This is a genomic window from Deltaproteobacteria bacterium, from assembly GCA_026388545.1.
Taxonomy (GTDB): domain Bacteria; phylum Desulfobacterota; class Syntrophia; order Syntrophales; family UBA2185; genus JAPLJS01.
Map to the genome: position 1 here is coordinate 17,523 of JAPLJS010000079.1, position 17,650 is coordinate 35,172.

The 17,650-nt window shown below is 46.5% G+C and carries 20 protein-coding genes and 2 pseudogenes; 3 read left to right on the forward strand and 19 right to left on the reverse strand.

Annotated features, from left to right (window positions below):
* Positions 1-5: 5 nt before the first annotated feature.
* The gene (truA, locus tag NTW12_10040; protein ID MCX5846676.1) at positions 6-827 is read left to right on the forward strand and encodes a tRNA pseudouridine(38-40) synthase TruA; all 822 of its coding nucleotides are present in this window, start codon (positions 6-8) and stop codon (positions 825-827) included.
* On the opposite strand, the pseudogene NTW12_10045 reads toward truA, so the two are convergent.
* The 16 genes and pseudogenes from NTW12_10045 to NTW12_10120 all read right to left on the reverse strand — a co-directional run bounded on the left by NTW12_10045 (position 775) and on the right by NTW12_10120 (position 12,327).
* A pseudogene (locus NTW12_10045) lies at positions 775-1,476 on the reverse strand (DNA alkylation repair protein). The gene truA and the pseudogene NTW12_10045 sit on opposite strands and share 53 nt — an antisense overlap.
* A gap of 108 nt (positions 1,477-1,584) precedes the next feature.
* On the reverse strand, positions 1,585-2,553 hold the full coding sequence (locus NTW12_10050) for a zinc-binding dehydrogenase (GenBank protein MCX5846677.1): 969 nt from the start codon (positions 2,551-2,553) through the stop codon (positions 1,585-1,587).
* A 625-nt stretch (positions 2,554-3,178) separates the two neighbouring features.
* Positions 3,179-3,382 (reverse strand): hypothetical protein, encoded by a 204-nt coding sequence (locus NTW12_10055; GenBank protein MCX5846678.1) that lies wholly within the window; start codon positions 3,380-3,382, stop codon positions 3,179-3,181.
* Between the two features lie 83 nt (positions 3,383-3,465).
* Positions 3,466-3,804, reverse strand: a complete 339-nt coding sequence (locus NTW12_10060; GenBank protein MCX5846679.1) for a type II toxin-antitoxin system PemK/MazF family toxin — start codon at positions 3,802-3,804, stop codon at positions 3,466-3,468.
* Positions 3,789-4,031 (reverse strand): ribbon-helix-helix domain-containing protein, encoded by a 243-nt coding sequence (locus NTW12_10065; GenBank protein MCX5846680.1) that lies wholly within the window; start codon positions 4,029-4,031, stop codon positions 3,789-3,791. Before NTW12_10065 ends, NTW12_10060 begins: the two co-directional genes overlap by 16 nt.
* A 272-nt stretch (positions 4,032-4,303) precedes the next feature.
* Entirely contained in the window at positions 4,304-4,780 is a 477-nt protein-coding gene (locus tag NTW12_10070) for a hypothetical protein (protein MCX5846681.1), read from the reverse strand.
* 109 nt (positions 4,781-4,889) lie between these two features.
* Positions 4,890-5,540, reverse strand: a complete 651-nt coding sequence (locus tag NTW12_10075) for a flavodoxin family protein (GenBank protein MCX5846682.1) — start codon at positions 5,538-5,540, stop codon at positions 4,890-4,892.
* Positions 5,541-5,642: 102 nt separating this feature from the next.
* Positions 5,643-6,062, reverse strand: coding sequence for a pyridoxamine 5'-phosphate oxidase family protein (locus NTW12_10080; protein MCX5846683.1), 420 nt, complete (start codon positions 6,060-6,062; stop codon positions 5,643-5,645).
* Between the two features lie 247 nt (positions 6,063-6,309).
* A complete protein-coding gene (locus NTW12_10085) occupies positions 6,310-7,122 on the reverse strand; it encodes a restriction endonuclease (GenBank protein ID MCX5846684.1) in 813 nt (270 codons plus the stop codon).
* 99 nt (positions 7,123-7,221) lie between these two features.
* Positions 7,222-7,371, reverse strand: a pseudogene (locus tag NTW12_10090) (patatin-like phospholipase family protein).
* A 31-nt stretch (positions 7,372-7,402) separates the two neighbouring features.
* Positions 7,403-8,341 carry a hypothetical protein gene (locus NTW12_10095; protein MCX5846685.1) on the reverse strand — a complete coding sequence of 313 codons (939 nt, stop codon included), beginning with the start codon at positions 8,339-8,341 and terminating at the stop codon, positions 7,403-7,405.
* 108 nt (positions 8,342-8,449) lie between these two features.
* On the reverse strand, positions 8,450-8,719 hold the full coding sequence (locus tag NTW12_10100; protein ID MCX5846686.1) for a hypothetical protein: 270 nt from the start codon (positions 8,717-8,719) through the stop codon (positions 8,450-8,452).
* A gap of 348 nt (positions 8,720-9,067) precedes the next feature.
* Positions 9,068-10,207 (reverse strand): restriction endonuclease, encoded by a 1,140-nt coding sequence (locus tag NTW12_10105; GenBank protein ID MCX5846687.1) that lies wholly within the window; start codon positions 10,205-10,207, stop codon positions 9,068-9,070.
* A gap of 93 nt (positions 10,208-10,300) precedes the next feature.
* Entirely contained in the window at positions 10,301-10,591 is a 291-nt protein-coding gene (locus NTW12_10110) for a hypothetical protein (protein MCX5846688.1), read from the reverse strand.
* Positions 10,592-10,682: 91 nt separating this feature from the next.
* A complete protein-coding gene (locus tag NTW12_10115) occupies positions 10,683-11,591 on the reverse strand; it encodes a site-specific DNA-methyltransferase (GenBank protein ID MCX5846689.1) in 909 nt (302 codons plus the stop codon).
* Between the two features lie 4 nt (positions 11,592-11,595).
* Entirely contained in the window at positions 11,596-12,327 is a 732-nt protein-coding gene (locus tag NTW12_10120) for a restriction endonuclease (protein MCX5846690.1), read from the reverse strand.
* 356 nt (positions 12,328-12,683) lie between these two features.
* Here NTW12_10120 and NTW12_10125 point away from each other — a divergent pair, with 356 nt between their 5' ends.
* Both NTW12_10125 and hslO read left to right on the forward strand, forming a co-directional pair.
* On the forward strand, positions 12,684-14,252 hold the full coding sequence (locus NTW12_10125) for an AAA family ATPase (GenBank protein MCX5846691.1): 1,569 nt from the start codon (positions 12,684-12,686) through the stop codon (positions 14,250-14,252).
* A gap of 12 nt (positions 14,253-14,264) precedes the next feature.
* Positions 14,265-15,164, forward strand: coding sequence for an Hsp33 family molecular chaperone HslO (gene hslO, locus NTW12_10130; GenBank protein ID MCX5846692.1), 900 nt, complete (start codon positions 14,265-14,267; stop codon positions 15,162-15,164).
* On the opposite strand, the gene NTW12_10135 is transcribed toward hslO, so the two are convergent.
* The 3 genes from NTW12_10135 to NTW12_10145 form a co-directional block, all read right to left on the reverse strand.
* A complete protein-coding gene (locus NTW12_10135; protein ID MCX5846693.1) occupies positions 15,161-15,400 on the reverse strand; it encodes a hypothetical protein in 240 nt (79 codons plus the stop codon). The two genes, hslO and NTW12_10135, sit on opposite strands and share 4 nt — an antisense overlap.
* Positions 15,401-15,511: 111 nt before the next feature.
* Positions 15,512-16,408: an alpha/beta hydrolase gene (locus NTW12_10140; protein ID MCX5846694.1), complete on the reverse strand. Its 897-nt coding sequence runs from the start codon at positions 16,406-16,408 to the stop codon at positions 15,512-15,514.
* 3 nt (positions 16,409-16,411) lie between these two features.
* Positions 16,412-17,197: a class I SAM-dependent methyltransferase gene (locus NTW12_10145; GenBank protein MCX5846695.1), complete on the reverse strand. Its 786-nt coding sequence runs from the start codon at positions 17,195-17,197 to the stop codon at positions 16,412-16,414.
* Positions 17,198-17,650 lie beyond the last annotated feature (453 nt).

Genomic DNA, 17,650 nt, shown 5'->3' on the forward strand with positions numbered 1-17,650 from the left:
CACAAATGAGATACAAGTACAAAATCACCATTGAATACGATGGGACCAGTTACAGAGGCTGGCAGACACAGATAAATGCAAAGAGCGTTCAGGATACGCTGATACATGCGGCCGAGAAGCTGTTCGGAGAGTCAGTGGAGATCCAGGGGGCAGGCCGCACCGATGCAGGTGTCCATGCCCTCGGTCAGGTTGCCCACCTGGGTGCGACAAAGACAATGCCTCCTCGAAAGATACGGGAGGGTCTGAATGATCTGCTCCCATCCAATATTAATATACTCAACGTTGAGGAAGTTCCCGTTAGTTTTCATGCCCGCCATTATGCAATCTCGAGAAGCTATCTCTATATTATCTCAAAACACCGGACCGCCTTCGGGAAAAGGTATGTCTGGTGGGTGAGGGATGCGTTGGACATCGAGAAGATGCGGTCAGTCTGTGATCTTTTTGAGGGATTTCACGATTTTGCATCTTTTGCGGATAAACGGCTTGATAAAGATACGTCCACAAAGGTCAAACTGGATGCGGTGGATATCAGAGAAGTGGATGGCCTGATTATCCTGAGATTTGTCGGCTCTCACTTCTTGTGGAAGATGGTCCGGAGAATGGTAGGGATCATCGTTGAAGCGGGGAGAGGAAGCCTGTCGTACCACGATGTAAAAAAAATGCTTACGCATCCTTCCGACCTGCCGGCAAAGAACACGGCGCCGCCATCAGGCCTTTTTCTGGAGCGGGTTTTATATGAGGGCGACACAGAGAAACCGGCACAGACGGGTAGATTATTTTTCCTTTCAAATACCCTTGCCTCAAATCTTCCGGGAACCTCTCGATAGCGTACCGGAGCATGGTTCGCGGCATGAGCCTGTAGTGTGCTTTCAGAAACACTTCCTCCGCCATGTGATCACGTTTGCCGATCTCCCGGAGCATCCAGCCAACTGCTTTGTGAATCAAGTCTTCTGTATCGCTGAGCAACATACCCGCTACATGCAACGTCTCGGCAAACTCCCCATGCTTGATGTAGTGAAATGTTGCCATTACTGCAATCCTGCGTTCCCACAACAGGTTCGATGCTGCCAAGGCATGGAGCGGCGCCTTGCTTCTATATCTCAAATGAGGACCGACAATATGTTCAGCCGAAATATCCACCAAGTCCCAATTATTGACGAACCGGGTATTCTGAAGATACAGATTATATATCTTCTCTTGGAGAGAAACATCTCCTTTCGCATAGGCACGAACCATGATCAAGAGTGCCAACACTCGTGATTCATGGATGGAGGAGTGAAGTAATTTCACCGTCTCTGAAAGGGAAAGTCCCTGGAATTCTTTGGCCAGCTTTCTTATCTCCGGAACACGGATACCGACAAATACATCTCCCTCCCCGTATTCTCCCGGTCCTGTTTTGAAGAATCCTTGCAGCACTTCTGCTCTTTGTGGATCACCAAGCAACTGTAATCTTGCATGGATTTCTTGCACATTCATGAAGGATAACGATTTTGAAGCATCCATGTTTCTCCATACTTTTTAAGTACAGTTTGCCAGCCTAACGGCAGAATTCAGCAGCGGCCACAGGCGGTCGGTCTTTAATGGTTAGCTTACCAGCAAGACTTTACCGGGCTGGCGAAATTCATGCACGACACGGATCGCTTCCTTTACTTCTGAAAGACTGAAACACTGAATCACAGGCAGCAAATTCGGATCTTCTGAAAGCATTCCCCAAAGCTCTTCTTGCGCAGTTGCTAATTGTCCCTGTGTCGCATTATCAAGCCAGCCGTCTATACCAAATCCTTGCCAAATAATATTTTTGAAAAGAAGGGTCGAAGCATAAAGGGTAATCGGGCTGTCATCGAGTAAACCATAAGAGATCAGTCGCCCTCGATGTTCAAGTGCTTCAATTATTGCTAAGGTGGCTGAGCCTCCGACAGCATCAAGCACAGCGTGGAAACGTCCCTCTGCAATAGCACCCTGCAAAGTTTCTTCAACGCTTAAGCCTTTCGAAACGGTCTTTCCGGTTTCTGTATCAATGGCGACATAGCCCATGCCTTCCTGTACCAGCAACGTTGCTTTCAGCCTCTTACGCTGTGAAAGCTTGGTCAAGATACGTGCAATCACTGAGCGCCCCGCAGTAATCAAAAGACGGTTGCCTTCTGCAAGGTTGCATTCTTCAAGGAGGCCCCACGCTGTGAGTGGATTCAACGGAAACTGACACGCGATGGCATCAGAGATTTCGGCAGGTACGGGATAAACTCTTGATACCGGCGCCACAGCAAGCTCAGCCCATGCACCAGGACTGCGAAAAGCGACACGCATGCCGGGGTGATAATCGGTGATGCCAGGCCCGCACGCAGTAATCGTCCCCACGCCATCAAAACCAGCAACTTGAGGAAAGATGGGTTTGATTCTGTAGCGTCCTTCAATAAATAGAAAATCAGCAGGATGGATTGGGCGACTGGCAACTCTGATCAATACCTGATCTTGCCCGGCAATTGGAGGTTCAATATCTTGAATTTTTAAAACATCTTGGGCTTTACCTGATTGTTCAAAAATGACGGCTTGCATTTTTCCTTCCTCTACGGGTTCATTTCACGCTTCGTCATGTCGCCGCAATGGACGTGCGTATGCGACGAAAACGACTCCCGGGAACCTCGATTCCGCAGCTGAATAAGGACTGAAATGCAGCTTTATTTGTGAGACCTTATAACCTAATATTATCTTCACTTTTCGGAGGAGGTTTTGAAGCCGTAATATCCCAACAACCATCAGCACATTTGTACCCTCTTTCAATCATGCATCTCTGGAAATCTTTCTGATGATTCACCTTAATAATTTCCAATACAATCACAACGGGAAAAATAATTATGAGTGGCCCGAACAAGAAATGTCCGCCTTGGTATCCGCTTAGCTTGGAACATTCCTCTCGGTCTAATAGAAAGTCGGATTGCGTTTTAGGCGATGGTATTGTGTACCGTTGTTGTGTAGCGCAACCTATAGTCATGCCCATTATAAGAATGATTGCCAAAAGCCTTTTCATAACGCCCCTTCGTATGAACAACTAAGAACAACTATGGACACTTCCCTGTTTTATTAAATCTGAACTATGTCATGGAGTTAAGTTAACAAAAACAGGGAAGTGTCCATAATTATTCAAGGGTAATTGGTGGCTGTCCCCGATTTTTGCACAACTTTATGAAAATTCAGTAATTTCAAGAAATCTTTGAAGTCTGGATGAAGTTCGATCAATGCCATAAACCATTCTCCGGTTGTATTCAATTGCATTAAAGCGGTCGGATATCGTTCGAGATAGCCAATACTGCTTCTCTTCACTGTCGTCACCGAGGCTAGTGAGTATCAGCACTTTCTTGTTTATCCGTGGCAATTCATTGTCCATGAAAGTAAATCCTTTTCTGATTTTTTATCCATAACGATGCGGCTCATGCTCGCAATTTTACCGCGTTGCTATACAGACTCTGGTTAACCCCCAATTATTTCGTTTAGCCCTTCAATAATTAAATCGATCTCTTCAGGAGATATTGTGGTAATCCTTTTCCCAAGGCGTGAAGTTGAAAAAGTACGAATTTGGCTAATTTTAACCCAGGACTTTTTGGGGAGTTCCGGATTTGACAGTTCGAAGGTTAAAGGGAAGCCTGCTTTTTGGGGTTGACTCGTCAGCGCCATGGCTATAACGGTGCCGGACCTCTCATTAAACACATCATGACTGAGTATTAAGACAGGGCGTTCACCGGATTGTTCATATCCTTTCGCTGGATCTAAATTCGCCCAGAAAATATCTCCCCTCAATATCTTGGCCATTGGTCGATCTCCGGTGTAAAACCCTCTTCAGCAAGTGATCGTTCGTCTTTCATATCCAAGTTAGCGCATTCTCGTGCAAGACGGGACCGATCCAGGCGAGCGATTTTTTCTTCTACGGCTCGTTGAAAGGCTTTGCTGCGGTTGGGAAATACTTTTGACTGTACCAACCTGTCCAGCTTCTGGAGCAGGGATTCTTCAATTGTTATAGCTATTTTTATGGTACTCATAGCAACACCTCTGGGTATTACAATATATCATACCAAAAAAATATGCAATAATCTTTAAGAAGGCTAATGAAAAAATCACCGGCGCAAGGAACGAGCGATCAGTTGGTAGGTGATCTATTTTTATTCTGCAAGCAGCCGTATTTAGGAGTATATTTTGTGGCCAAAATGGGCAGTCTCAGGCTCAATATAGGCAGTTTTTTAATCCTATTCTTTATGATATCTATTACTTATCTTGGTCCGACCCCATTATATCCTCGCATCGTCATCCGCCACTACATCTGCTTCTTTTTTCTCTTGTCCTCAAGGTGACGGTTCATAAACTCCTCGAGACCTTTCAATCTTCCCCCAAAATCCTCACTCTCATAGCGCTTGAGAAAGGTGTTGCCTTCCTCTGAAATCGAAGTAAAAACTTGCGTGAACGTTATTGTGAGAAGACCATCGCCGTTCACATGGATCTCAATCTTGAAGCGAAACATATATAGATGCGGAGCTGTGAGCAGAAAATCGACAACTCTACTGTTTATATTATATTGAAGAGTGGTCCAGTATAATTCAGTACTGTAAGGTTTTATGGTTCTAAAGATGGCGCCTTCTTCATTGTAACCGCTATTTGACCAGATTGTCTCGCACTCCCAGCCCGGAATCCATTCTTCTTCTCTTTTCGGACACAGAAGCGGGAATACTTCTTCAACTGCTGCCTTACAGTGAATAACACCCTTTCTCATAAATTGTGTTGCCTGAAATAGCATAAAATTACTCCCTTGGTTTTATCACGTCTAACGTACGGATCGGCGGCTGGGGCTTAGCCCCGGTCCGATGGATGCGTCTGTTCAAAACAGCATGGATGCATGGTCGTAATTATGCCTTTGAAGCGATCCGGCAACCGAACTCGAACGCTTTCCGGCAGTCATCCGGAAACTCCGCCTTACGTCGTACTGCCTTCTTGGCCGGGTCCATATACTCCATAACGACCTTAGAATAGTCCGGAAACTGATAGGTATCATAGCAGCAGAAGGTTTCAGCCTCACCGAAGACCATGCGAAAGTATGCCTCAGTGGAACTGAACATCGCCCCATAACCGCGTTCGGCGCACATCTCCTCGGTCGCGTTCATGGTGTAGATGATTCCCGTCCTGATCCTCCGCGGAAATGCAGACCGGGGCGGTTTAGAATATACGAGGGGGGCAAACAGAAGTCGTTCCATGAATGAGCGCATCTCACCGGTCATTGCTCCGAAGTATATAGGTGTTCCCAAGATAATCGCATCGGTTTCGTCCTCGATCTTTTTGAGTATCGGGCTAAGGTCATCCTTCAGCGCACATCTTCCGTTGTGCGGCCCATCAATGATTTTGCATGCGAAGCAACTCATGCATCCCTTGAAGGCAAGATCGTACAGGTGCACCAACTCGGTATCAGCCCCTTGTGAAGCAGCGCCTTCGAGAGCCTTCGTCAGCAGGGTCGCCGTATTCCAGTTCTTTCTCGGGCTTCCGTTGATACCAATGATCATCATGTCTCACTGTCCCCTTTCTGGTTGTCGAACGATCACGCATCAGAGGCGCGAGCGTCAGTCCGCGTCAGTCTGGCTGTGCTGGTTATGTGATAGCTCGGTTCTCTACCCAACTTCAAAATTCTCAGATTTAAAATTGCTGTAATACCTTCCGTTTTGAGCTGTGAACCTGAGTACGCAGTAATCGGGATCAGTTATACCCTTTGGATAATACATCTCGTCACCAGGCTTCCAGATCATTTCCTTAGATGCGCTATCATGCAGGACTTCCATAGTTCCCCTAAGCATAACGCCCTTGAAGAATCGTTTATCAAAGAAATACAAGCAAGCTTTCGGGTTATTGAGATATTGCCTTACCCTCATTGAGGATGTATTCGTCGTGAAGAAGATATGCTTTATGCCTTCCCTTTTCCTCGGTGGAAGCATCGCTTTTGAATTAGGAAAACCGTCTTCATCAACGGAACTGATTATAGATACGCTTGCTTTGTCGATCAGATTGCCAATTGTTTTGATCGAATTTCTCATTCTTTTTGTTCTCCTTCACATAACTAAAGATCACAGGCCAAGGAACGAGCGATCGGTAGGTTACCTAATTTTTTCTGCAAGCAATCGTAATCTTAGGTGTATATTTTGTGGCCAAAATGGGCAGTTTAAGGCTCAATATAGGCCGTTTTTCAATCATATTCTTTATGATTCCTATTACTTATCTTTGTCCGACCCCATTGATCGAGAATCAGACGCTGGAATGAAAAACGCCAGATGCTATTCCTGGTCAGCTCGATGCCGTGTAATTTTTTATTGCACGACAAGCAGGAAACCTTGAACAGCCCCAGAATTGTTGGCCAACGTTTGCTCCTTTTCGTGCAGTCCTTAACACCATTTCACTGCCGCATTCTGGACAGACAACAGATGTTTTTGTAACAGTTGGCGCTGCTTTACGATCACGCTGAACGTTCTTGATAAATTCAAACAGTTGAAAGCCTTCGACCAAATCGATTGGTTTGTTTGCTGCAAAATTCTTCGCCTCTTGAGTAAAGAAACCAGAAGTCATTAAAATTGACCTATTTGCATTTTGAGAAATCTGAACGCCGTATAACTCGCGAACTTTGTCAACACCGACCTTGATATTTCGCCATTGCTTACATTGAACAAGGATCAGTTCGCCATTCTTTTTCAATGTCAAATCAATGCCGCCATCAGGTCCAGCACTGGTATTTTCATATACCGTATATCCTTGACGCCGGTAAGCTTCCCCCACTAATTCTTCAAATTCCTTCCAGTTTAAATTACGAACGGTATCAATGGATTCCTGCTTATCTAAAAGTTTACGCTTCCGCCAATAATTAATTACCGAAATGGGAGTAGGAATTAACAAAATTAGTGCAATTATCGGAGCAAGCGAGGGCGCGGCAGTAGCCAGCCCTTTGAACAGCATATATGTTATGTCTGCTGGCCCCTTTTGCTGAATTTCTATTGAGGGTATGAAGTATTTGAGAATCAGATATGAAATGCCAGATAACGCTACACTAACCCACCACGGAAACAGAGCCAGCATGTCGAGAATTGATTGATTCTTTTTTGCCATTAATTTTCCTCTATTTTATGGGTTAACGCAAAATGTCTGGTAATTGGTGGCTGTTGTTCCCGATTTCATACATATTCATAGAGTTTTCCGGTTGCATATAACCCCCCCTATGAGCGCACCAATTGAGCAACCGGCTATTGAGCGTATCTTGTAATCATTTTCTTCAAGCCAATGAATAACGCCAATGTGCGCTAAACATCGAGCGCTGCCGCTTCCAAGAACCAGAGATACGGTTTTCAGGATGACCAGCTTGACTGGTCAATCCTGTTGTTATACAAAATTATTTTCGAGTGATAAGGGACTTAACCCAAGTCATAGCAGACTCTATGACAAAAGTCTCTTGCTCCTGAGTTAGCTGTGGCATTTCTTCTGCACCAGGGCCATGCCCATGGGGATTTCTAAGCTCTGAAAATAACATCTTCAGCAAATTAGCCTCCCAGACGTCTATGAATCGCCCGTTCGACTTGCTTACTAAGTTGTCTATGTAGCTGGCAGCTCCTTTTTCCTTTCCAGATGTAAACCCCTTCTCATCAGAAATGATTTTAATAGTGCTTTCAAGAGCTTTAAAGGCATATAAGGCAGCATCCCTACCTTTGATGTCTCGCCTGTGGATGGCTTCTTTCATGTCAATATCAACGTTCTTCCATTTTTGATCTTTCAGGAGTGCCCAAAATGGCTCCTCAATTTCCTGCGCTATCACTTGATCGTTGGAAAATTGAATATAACCGTTGTGGTAATGTAGTGGAAAACCACAGGTGCGGAATCTGGAATTGAGCTCGGAGATGGCAGATGATAACGCCGCTGATAGAGAAGTATATGCGGCGATGTTTGTGGGAGAAAAAAGCCCTTTCTTCTGGGTTTGCATCGACTCTGCAAAAGATTCAAGTTCACGGAAGATGAGTTCTATAAGGCTGATCCTGAGCTTAATAAAATAGTCACCCTCTCCATGGCGATCGTTCCAAAGATTATAGCGTTCAAAAATCAGGAGCCCACAGATCTCATCGTCGGTGCTTCCTGGCCCCAACGACACTAATCCTATTTCTCTAGCAAGTTTTTTGTGAGATTTTGTGAAAATATCGATTGGGATTTTGTAACCCTTACAGATATCCTCAAAGATAATATGACCAGCCTGCGTGAATAAAATCTGAACTTGAGGAGGGATATTCCCACCGTAGAACAACGGGTGATTGTACCTCGTATAGAAAACATCGTTGATCATGTAGCGTTACCTCTTTTTGTATAACGCCTGAGCTGTGGAGCCGCCGAACGTCAGCGAGGATACTTAGCGCTCAGCAGAAGACGGTCCGCACAAGAGAATTGTTATATTTCAGTCAGCTTCATTGATAGATTCGATTGCTTGAATTAATTCTTTGAGAAGCTCTCCAATTCCAGACATTTGTTCATCATGTGTGTCACCATTCTCTACATAAAGATCATTTTTGCGTTGTAATTCGAGAACTTTTTTTGCTTCTATTACATCGGATACTGACACTTTTTTTTCTTTCGAAACCTTTATGGCATTTTCAAGAAAGTCTTCAATATCTAATAATTTGATAACTCGATGATTTCTTTCCGGTTGTTTAAACAATGTTCCCATTGTAACCTCCTTTAGCTATTGATATATAACGAGTCTGCAGGAAAAGTCTGATTTGACCATTTTGTGAAAAATTCCGCTTAATTAAATTAGATACTTATAAACCTAGGAAATGCAAAAATAACAGGTTTTACCCCTTTTCCTACAGGCTCAACATCAAAAGTCAGCCGCCTAACTTGTTCGGCTCGAAAACTCCAGCCTGTCTTCTATCAATTCTGGATACTTGCTCATAATATTTTGTAATCTTTTTCCAACATTACATTTTTACCTCAGTATATATAGACGACATATTTCTAACTTATAAAGAAACTCCGTCAGTCAAGCCGATAGATCCCTCTATTAGAACTCGTTCTACATTGGCTGCACCTTCATACTGATACTCAGGCCGGTCTGCAATTTCCTCACAACCTGAGCGTATACTTCGTCGAAGTCCCAGAAGTTGTTGAACGCACTCATAGTAAACTGCAAGAACTCCTTCTGACCGTCATCAGGTTGTAGTCGCATGAGTTGCTCGATTACCGTGGAGGGCACTGGCCAAAGTACCCCCTGGTTCATGATCAGCTTTGGTAGTCTTATACGCCCAATAGTGACCGAAGCACGGGCAGGAGCGGAGAGGAACCCACGCAAGGCTTCTTCCGTTTTGAAGACATTCGGAGCTGCATCGAAGAGCCCCGCAGGAAACTTCACGCGCAAAGTTCGGCGCTCTGTAGCTCTCGTGAGCGCGTCAACTAACTGATATGCCCTCCCCTCCCCTTTTAGCTGAAAAGTCAAGGCTGAAACTTCGTATTTAACCTGAATGTTGTTTATGGAGTTCTTACGACCGTCCGCCAGATACTTCCAGTCATCGGGTATTTCCATGCGGTAGACGTGACTTCCGCAAATCAGAGGAGGAGTTCCCCTAAGCCAAGCCGCCCAAAGTAGATCGGCGATAGACCCCTTATAATTTCCATCTATGTCGTAGTACTGCATGTGCTGGAATGAGCCGCCCTCAATCATCTCATCGGTGTTAAAGGTGAGTTCTTTTAACGCACAGGCCATAAAAACGTGTGACTGAATTGCATCAAAAATGAGATCCTTGGCCTCTGAAAACTCGGCCCCTGCCAAGACAAGAGTTCTCATTCCGACTTCTTGAGCTCGTTCAACTGCCGGTTGAGTGAATCCGGCAGTTGATACGAAGATACTCGTTTGGGTTGGGAGACCGACATCCATTAGCTTGCCAACAAAAGTGTCGATCTGTGGCGAATCAGTTCTCCTGTTATGATGTTTGCATTCGACCGCCAGATGGATTGGCTGCCCGGCAAGGCTGCCGGTGATCAGCACGTCGATTTCGCGCATGCCACCTCTACCTCCACGTCGCCTAAGCGCAGGGAGTCGCACATTTTTCTGAACCCGTACATCGGGAGCCTGAAAGACGATAGCCACGATCTGTTCGACGAGCTTCCATTTCTTCGATCTCTTTGTAGTGCCATCGATTCTGTCAGTAGCAGGCATGACTTTCATTGATAAACCGTCTATTATGGAAAGGATTCAACTTCGCAAAGCTTTGCGGAATTGCGTGGCACTAACTGTCACGTCATTGCCAGCTCACGGTAAAGTGATTCTCCAAAAACCTCTCTCGCCTTCCTCTATCCAGTAACCTTCTAAGAATTTGCTATTTGGAATTCGATGCAAAGTAGCTCGTGCTTGCCTTTCTGGACATTTCAATACAAAATGACCATGTCCTTTATCCTTTCCTTCGTAAATAACCACTCCATTATCATCTTTATAGGATAGTACAATTACATTTCCGTTTATTCTGATTTCGCATTCTTCCCCTTCATCAGCGGGAGTTTCATCGTAAAACACGGTATCCATCAATGCTGTTTTTGCCACCATTAGTAGTAATCTCCTATGCACTTTAGTGCCGCCAATTACTGGCAGGTTGGAAGCTCAGAAGTGTCCACGCACCTTGCAGTGCCTTCTTGACCTAATCCAACTTCTTCTTTGCCGGTCTTACTTCATACAGAGCCTGATCTTCCATGACGGAATACTCTTGCTCTGCGCTGATTTTCTCAAATTGGAGATTGATTTTTGAGAAGAGATCCGAGCTTTCGACTTTCAGGTATCGTGCCGTCATCCTGCAATATTCAGGATCAATCTCAATCCCAATACTGTTACGGCTTGTCCTTAAGGCCGCAATCATTGTCGTGCCTGTACCACAAAATGGATCAAGCACAGTATCTCCGACGAATGAAAACATGCGTACCAATCGTGTTGCCAGTTCCAAAGGAAACGGCGCCGGGTGGTGTTTTGTTGAAGCCCCCGTTATGTTCCATATTTGTTGGAACCAGCGGGCAAACTCCTCTTTGGTTAATTTGCTTGCCCTTCGCTGTGCCTCCGTCGGTTTTCTATACCCGCCAGGTTTCCTCTGCATGAGGATGAATTCCATATCGTTCTTAATGATGGCGTTAGGTTCGTATGGTTTGCCGAGAAACTTGGAGCCATTTGTAACTTCATACGAGGCATTTGCGATCTTATGCCAGATGATGGGATTCAGGTTGTCAAAGCCAATTCGACGACAGATGACAGAAATATCTGCATGAAGCGGAAACACAAGATGCCGACCAAAATTACGCCGCGCAACACAAACGTCCCCTACGACACAAACCATGCGCCCGCCAGGAACGAGTACGCGGAAAATGTGTCGCCAGACCTTCTCCAACTCCGAGAGAAATGTTTCATAGTCCTGAACGTGGCCGAGCTGATCCGGGTTTTCATTGTAACGCTTGAGGTTCCAATACGGAGGAGATGTAACAACAAGGTGAACCGACTCAGGCTTCAGAAAAGACAATTCCCTTGCATCACCGTTGATTAGTCTGTGGAGAGTTGACTGCATTGTCTCACGCAAAGGTCGCCACATGGGCGATGAGGATTCTTGCGAAACGTTCGATTGAAAGATCATCCGCAGGGGTTTTGAATTCCCCATTCAAGCCGTCTTGGCTAGTCGAAGTGAGGAAGGCGGAGGCGGTGTAATGACGTTCCAGAACCAGTTTTCGGCAGAACAGTTCATACCGACGCATGTATGATGCGCCAACGAATTCGGGAAACACCTTGAAGTGATGCTCCTGGACACTGACAGGACGGTTGGATGCATCACAGTCCTCCAACATGAAGAAATAGCCCAGAAAAGGTTGGGGGCTTTCCAAGTATGCTCGCTCACGGAATGCCGTCCAAAGGTCAAGAGCGCTTCCCATCGCCTCTTCTGTCCTGTTGTTGAAGTTGTTGCCAAAAGATGGACCAACCTGTGATTTGGTTTCAATAGCGGCGACCAATGTCCGATCACGGACAATAAGAAGGTCCCATTCCTTGGTGGGTCGGAAAAAACCAGGTAGCGCAACAGCTTTCTTTCTGAACACGTATTGGCGGGGAATTCCTGCCTCAGCGACAAGCGATGTAAAGAGGTCGATAAATCCATCCATCTGAGCACCGCCAGTAACGGCACTACGCAGACCTTGGTCGGCTTTGCCACCTGCTTCTTGTTTCTTCCACTGGACAGCCCTTGTTTGCCAGTAGTGAGCGACTGCTTTGGCGGTACGATCTGCCATCTGTTTCGCAATTTCGTGATTATTCATATAAATGTGATTCTACCATATTCTTCTGTCTTATTCCAGAGGCTAACAATTAATATACGTAATACGCTTTTCCTGGTTACGTGAAAACAAATCTATGAAAAATAATAGTAATTTATAAAGATATTAATAGTTGTTGTCAAATTATTATTAAAGAATTCGGTGATTTGTATTTATTATCACAAAATACATAGTACGTATGATAAGGAATTTTGTACGGATGACGACATAATGACTGTCCTGCCTGGGTCTCAGAAATAGCCCATCAGAAGCAGCTACAAAGTACCGCAGAGACTCCTGAATATCCTCTTGCAAAGAAGAGGAATTACAGGATACTATCAAAAGAGGAATAGCGTACTATGACAGGAAAAATTCAAAACCCGGCAGCCATCGATTTCAACCCCCAGTTTCGGAAGGCCCTTGAGTTGATGGAAGAAACGAACCGGAACGTCTTTATCACCGGCAGGGCGGGTACGGGGAAATCGACCCTGCTCAACTACTTCAAGGAACACACGGGAAAGAAGGCCGTTGTCCTTGCCCCTACCGGCGTGGCCGCAATCAATGTCGGCGGGCAGACCATTCACTCCTTTTTCGGTTTCAAGCCCGATGTGACCCTGGGGGCCATCCGTAAAAGATTTCGTGATGAAAAAAAGAATATTTATAGAAAGCTGAAGACTATTGTCATCGATGAGGTCTCCATGGTACGGGCTGACCTCCTTGATTGCGTCGATAAATTCCTGCGCCTCAACGGTCCTGAAGAAAAATTTCCTTTTGGCGGTGTTCAGATGATCTTCATTGGCGATCTCTACCAGCTTCCGCCGGTCGTGACGGGTCATGAAAGGGAAATTTTCCGGGAGCATTACGCAACCCCTTATTTTTTCAGCGCAAAAGTCTTTGAAGATTTGGATTGGGAATTCATCGAACTGGAAAAGATCTACCGTCAGAAGGACGACGATTTTATCCGCCTGCTCAATGCCATCCGCAACCGCACCGTGACCGATAATGATCTGGTCCTGCTCAATCAGCGTTTCGATCCCAACTTCACCGCCCCGCCCGACGCTTTTTACATTTATCTCACCACCACAAATGATTTGGCCGATCGTCTCAATGATGAGCAGCTTGCTCAATTACCCGGCAAGACATGGACGGTCCGCGGCATCATTGAAGGTGATTTCAGCAAGGAATACCTGCCGACGGCTTTAGATCTCAAACTCAAGAAGGGCGCACAGATCATGCTTCTCAATAACGATTCATCCGGAAGATGGGTGAACGGAACGATTGGAAGGATGATCGGCATGAAAAAGGACGAAGAGAAACAGGATATCCTCATCACACGACTGGATAACGGTAAAAAAATGGAAATTACTCCCTACACATGGGAGATCTTTCGGTTTTTTCTCAAAAACGGGGAGCTTTCTTCCGAAGTGGTCGGTTCATTTACCCAGTATCCCGTAAGGCTTGCCTTTGCCGTTACGATCCATAAAAGCCAGGGAAAGACCTTTGAAAGGGCCATCATTGATGTGGGGAAAGGCACCTTCGCCCACGGCCAGATGTATGTGGCGCTTTCCCGCTGCACTACTCTGGAAGGCATCGTCCTGATGAAACCGATACGGAAAAATCACGTTCTCATGGACTGGCAGGTGGTGAAATTCCTGACAAAGTGCCAGTACGACATTGCCGCCCGGCAGTTGCCACGGGAAGATAAAATTCAGATCATCGAGGACGCAATCAGGAATAAACAAACCCTGGAAATTGTGTACCTGAAGGCACAGGACGAAAAGACCCGCCGCCTCATCAGACCCCTTTCCGTCGGCGATATGGAATACAAAGGCCACCCTTTTATCGGCCTGGAGGCGCTCTGTATGACGCGACGGGAAAAGCGGGTCTTCAATGTGGATAAGATATTGGAAATTGTAGAATCTTCGTAAGGGAGACGGCCGATGAAAAATTATATTGTGCGCGTAATCAGTAATACATTAAACGTGCTTGGACTGGCCTGTGTGACGACCGATCTTGTCAATGAAGCCTGCCGTCTGCACGGCACTTCTCCAACCGCTTCGGCCGCGTTAGGGCGCGCGCTGACCGGGGGTGCGCTGATGGCGTCCCTGTTGAAGGACGGTCAGAGTCTGGCCCTCAAGTTTGAGGCCGACGGCCCCCTGAAGAAGATTATCGTGGAAGCGGAAAGCAGCGGCGCCGTTCGTGGGTTTGTGGGGGTCCCTGATGTCGATGTGCCGTTAAAGGAAGGAAAACTTGATGTGCCGGGGGCTCTCGGGAGGAACGGATTCCTCACCGTGATCAAAGATACAGGGTTAAAGGAACTGTATAACGGCATTGTGCAAATACGTACCGGGGGTATCGCAGAGGATATCGCTTTCTATTTCACCGAATCGGAGCAGATTCCTTCTGCCGTAGGATTGGGGGTATTTGTTGAACCCATGGGGGACATAAGCGCCGCCGGGGGCTTCCTGATTCAAACCCTTCCCCCGTCCGATGAACAAATAGTCGACAAGCTGGTTGCACGTCTTGAGGGCATGCCGCCCGTTACGCAGAACCTGCGCTCCGGTAAGACTCCTGAAGATATGCTGGAGATTATTTTTGAGGGGATTCCCTACCATATTCTGGAAAAGAGGGAACTCGTCCTGAAATGCACGTGCAGTAGGGAAAGGATCGAGCGTGTCCTCATATCCCTCGGGAAAAAAGATATCGCCGACATGATTGCCGCACAAGGCGAGGCAGAGGTGGACTGCGAATTCTGCCGTACAAAGTATCACTTCAACCGGGCTGAGCTTGAACAGCTCCTGCAGGAAATGGGAGAGGTGAGCGAAAACGGTGATCGTTAAGTGCGGATGGACCAGGTGTCAAAAAGGGAGAGATAGCGGAGGATAAAGAACTGGCCATCGGTGGTTTTTACCTTGAAATAGTCTATTTCCGGTCGGGTCGGATCCAGTCCCCCCTCGTACCAGCGATCAACAATCTCTTCCGCTTCCCAGCGGCGTCCCTGATAGGTAAAGGCTACGGGGCGTTCGTTGGCCTTGTAGCCGCTGTAGCATTCAACGTGTATTCGTTCGTCGGGCATATGAGAAATCTTTGAAGGACTTATACCTTACTTGCGGTGCGGTGAAAAGAGAGAACTCACCTGAATCGCACGCGACACTTAAAAGACTATCTTCCGATCGTATTGTGTACGTCACGGTTGTTTCAGAAAATCAAGGACCTTTCTATTTACCATCTCCGCCTGCACAATTGTTAAGTCGTGACCGGCATTGGGAATAATCTCTGCTTTTATCCGGGGCGCCACTCTGTTGAGGCGTTGTATGGCTTTTTGGGCGGAATAGAGCTTTTCGTTCTCACCGACTAAATAAAGTGCAGGCACGGTGATGCCCTGTAATTCGTTATCATTCAGAACCGTCGGATTAACCAGGCGCCTTGGCTTAAAGCACCGCACCGCCATAAACGTATCATCCGCCATTTCTTCTGCTATTATCCGGCCGGCTTCATCTTTGTGTACCAAATCCTCTGCCAGCCAGTGCATAAAACTTCTGGCAAAGGAGCGATGGGGCAAGAAACTGAGAATTGCGCGCATTATCCACACCAGCCGCACGGGTAACACTGTAAAAGCCGGCGCTAATAAGACAATTTTATTGAGCCGGTTTGGAAAGCGGAGCGCGCACAGGCTTGTCAGCCAGCCTCCGTAAGACAGACCCATAAGATTGATAGTGTCTCCAAGCGCAAGAGCGTTAAACGACTCGTCAAGCCAGTTCACAAAATCATCCGGGCTTTTGATGGGTCGCGTGTATACACTTCGCCCATAGTCATAAATATTGTCCACCGCATAGGTTTTATAAAACTCTGATAAAGCTTTTATGTTTGGTATCCATTGCAGCGAATTGCCGCTGCCTCCGTGCAATAATACCAGCGGTGGAGCGCCGTCGGGCCCGCTGATGCGCACAAACGTTTGACCGTAAGAAGTATCTCCCATTCTCGATTCCGATGGAACGGGCCACTTCTTCGCCCTCATATCGTATAACTTCAGATATTGTTCTTTTGCTTCCGCTGATCGAAAAGGGTGAAAGGGCGGCAGCATACATTACCTTCTTACTCTCGCGACGTAGAATCGACTGACGTACTCGCTCTCCACGAGCCCGCCGTGCTGTTTAATCAACTCCCGTATATCCGCCAGTACCTTCCACCGCGCCTCATCCGTCAGACGCTGTATCGGCGAATAGGTATTGAGCAGCTTCACGTATCTCTCCTCATTGTACGTCTCCCGCCACGGATAGCGCCTCACAATTACTTCTCCAAACAAATCCGAGCCCTTAATTTCCTCCACCGTTTCCCTTTCCAGTTCCTCCGGCGGCGTACTTTTCATCTGCAACAACTGCGGCACTCCCTCCCGATACACCTTCTCAGCCGCCTGAAAGAATTTCGACTTCCCTCCATGATGGCCGTTCCAGAACAATGCTATTGATCCTCCATTCTTCAATGCGGCAGCGGTTTTGACTAGCCTGATTTCGGGAGATATCCAGTGAAACGCTTCTGCGCAAATGGCCAGGTCAAACGCCTTATCCTTAAGAGGCCACTCCTCGAACGCAATGTTCCGAACTTGAACTCCGGGATAGGGCCTACAATGTTCGGCTGCGAGCCGGACCGGATTTGCCCCCAGCTCCAGGCAGAGCATCGTGTACCCGCGCCGGGCAAATGGCAAGGTTGCCTTTCCCGTCCCGCATCCGATTTCAAGAATAGTTCCTCCTGAAGGGATTTCGGATAACGAGACAACATCCTCAATCAGTTGTTCCGGGTATCCGGGCCGAATCTCGTCATATATCTTAGCCACGTCATTGAAGGTTGTCCTCAATTCTCTGTCAATGGACACTCTCGCTGTTCCTCGTTTGTTGAGCTATTTTATCGGGTGTGATACCAAATTGCCATCATCTCATTGCGGGAAGCGAAGCGACGTGGCAACCTAATATATTGAGATTGCTTAACTTTGCTCGCAATAACCATGTATCATAAATAGCGTTTAAAAACACAACTTGGTTTGAGATGAGCCACGCGTGGTATAAAGTTGAACACGGCAGGAATGGTTCCTCAGTCACTGGCCCTTTTAGAACAGGACAAGCTGCGTTGCTGACATTACTCTAGTTAAAAAATAGATCATTAGTGCTACATATACGAGGGTCGATACGGCGTGTCTCAAGAAATAACGGGAAAAGATTCTATTTTCGGACAGGCATCTCCATGTGTACAGTATACCCACCTGCAAGAGATAGAGCGTATAGCCAAGTACAGTCAAGATTTTAGCAGCGATTCCCCAGTTACCGAAGTA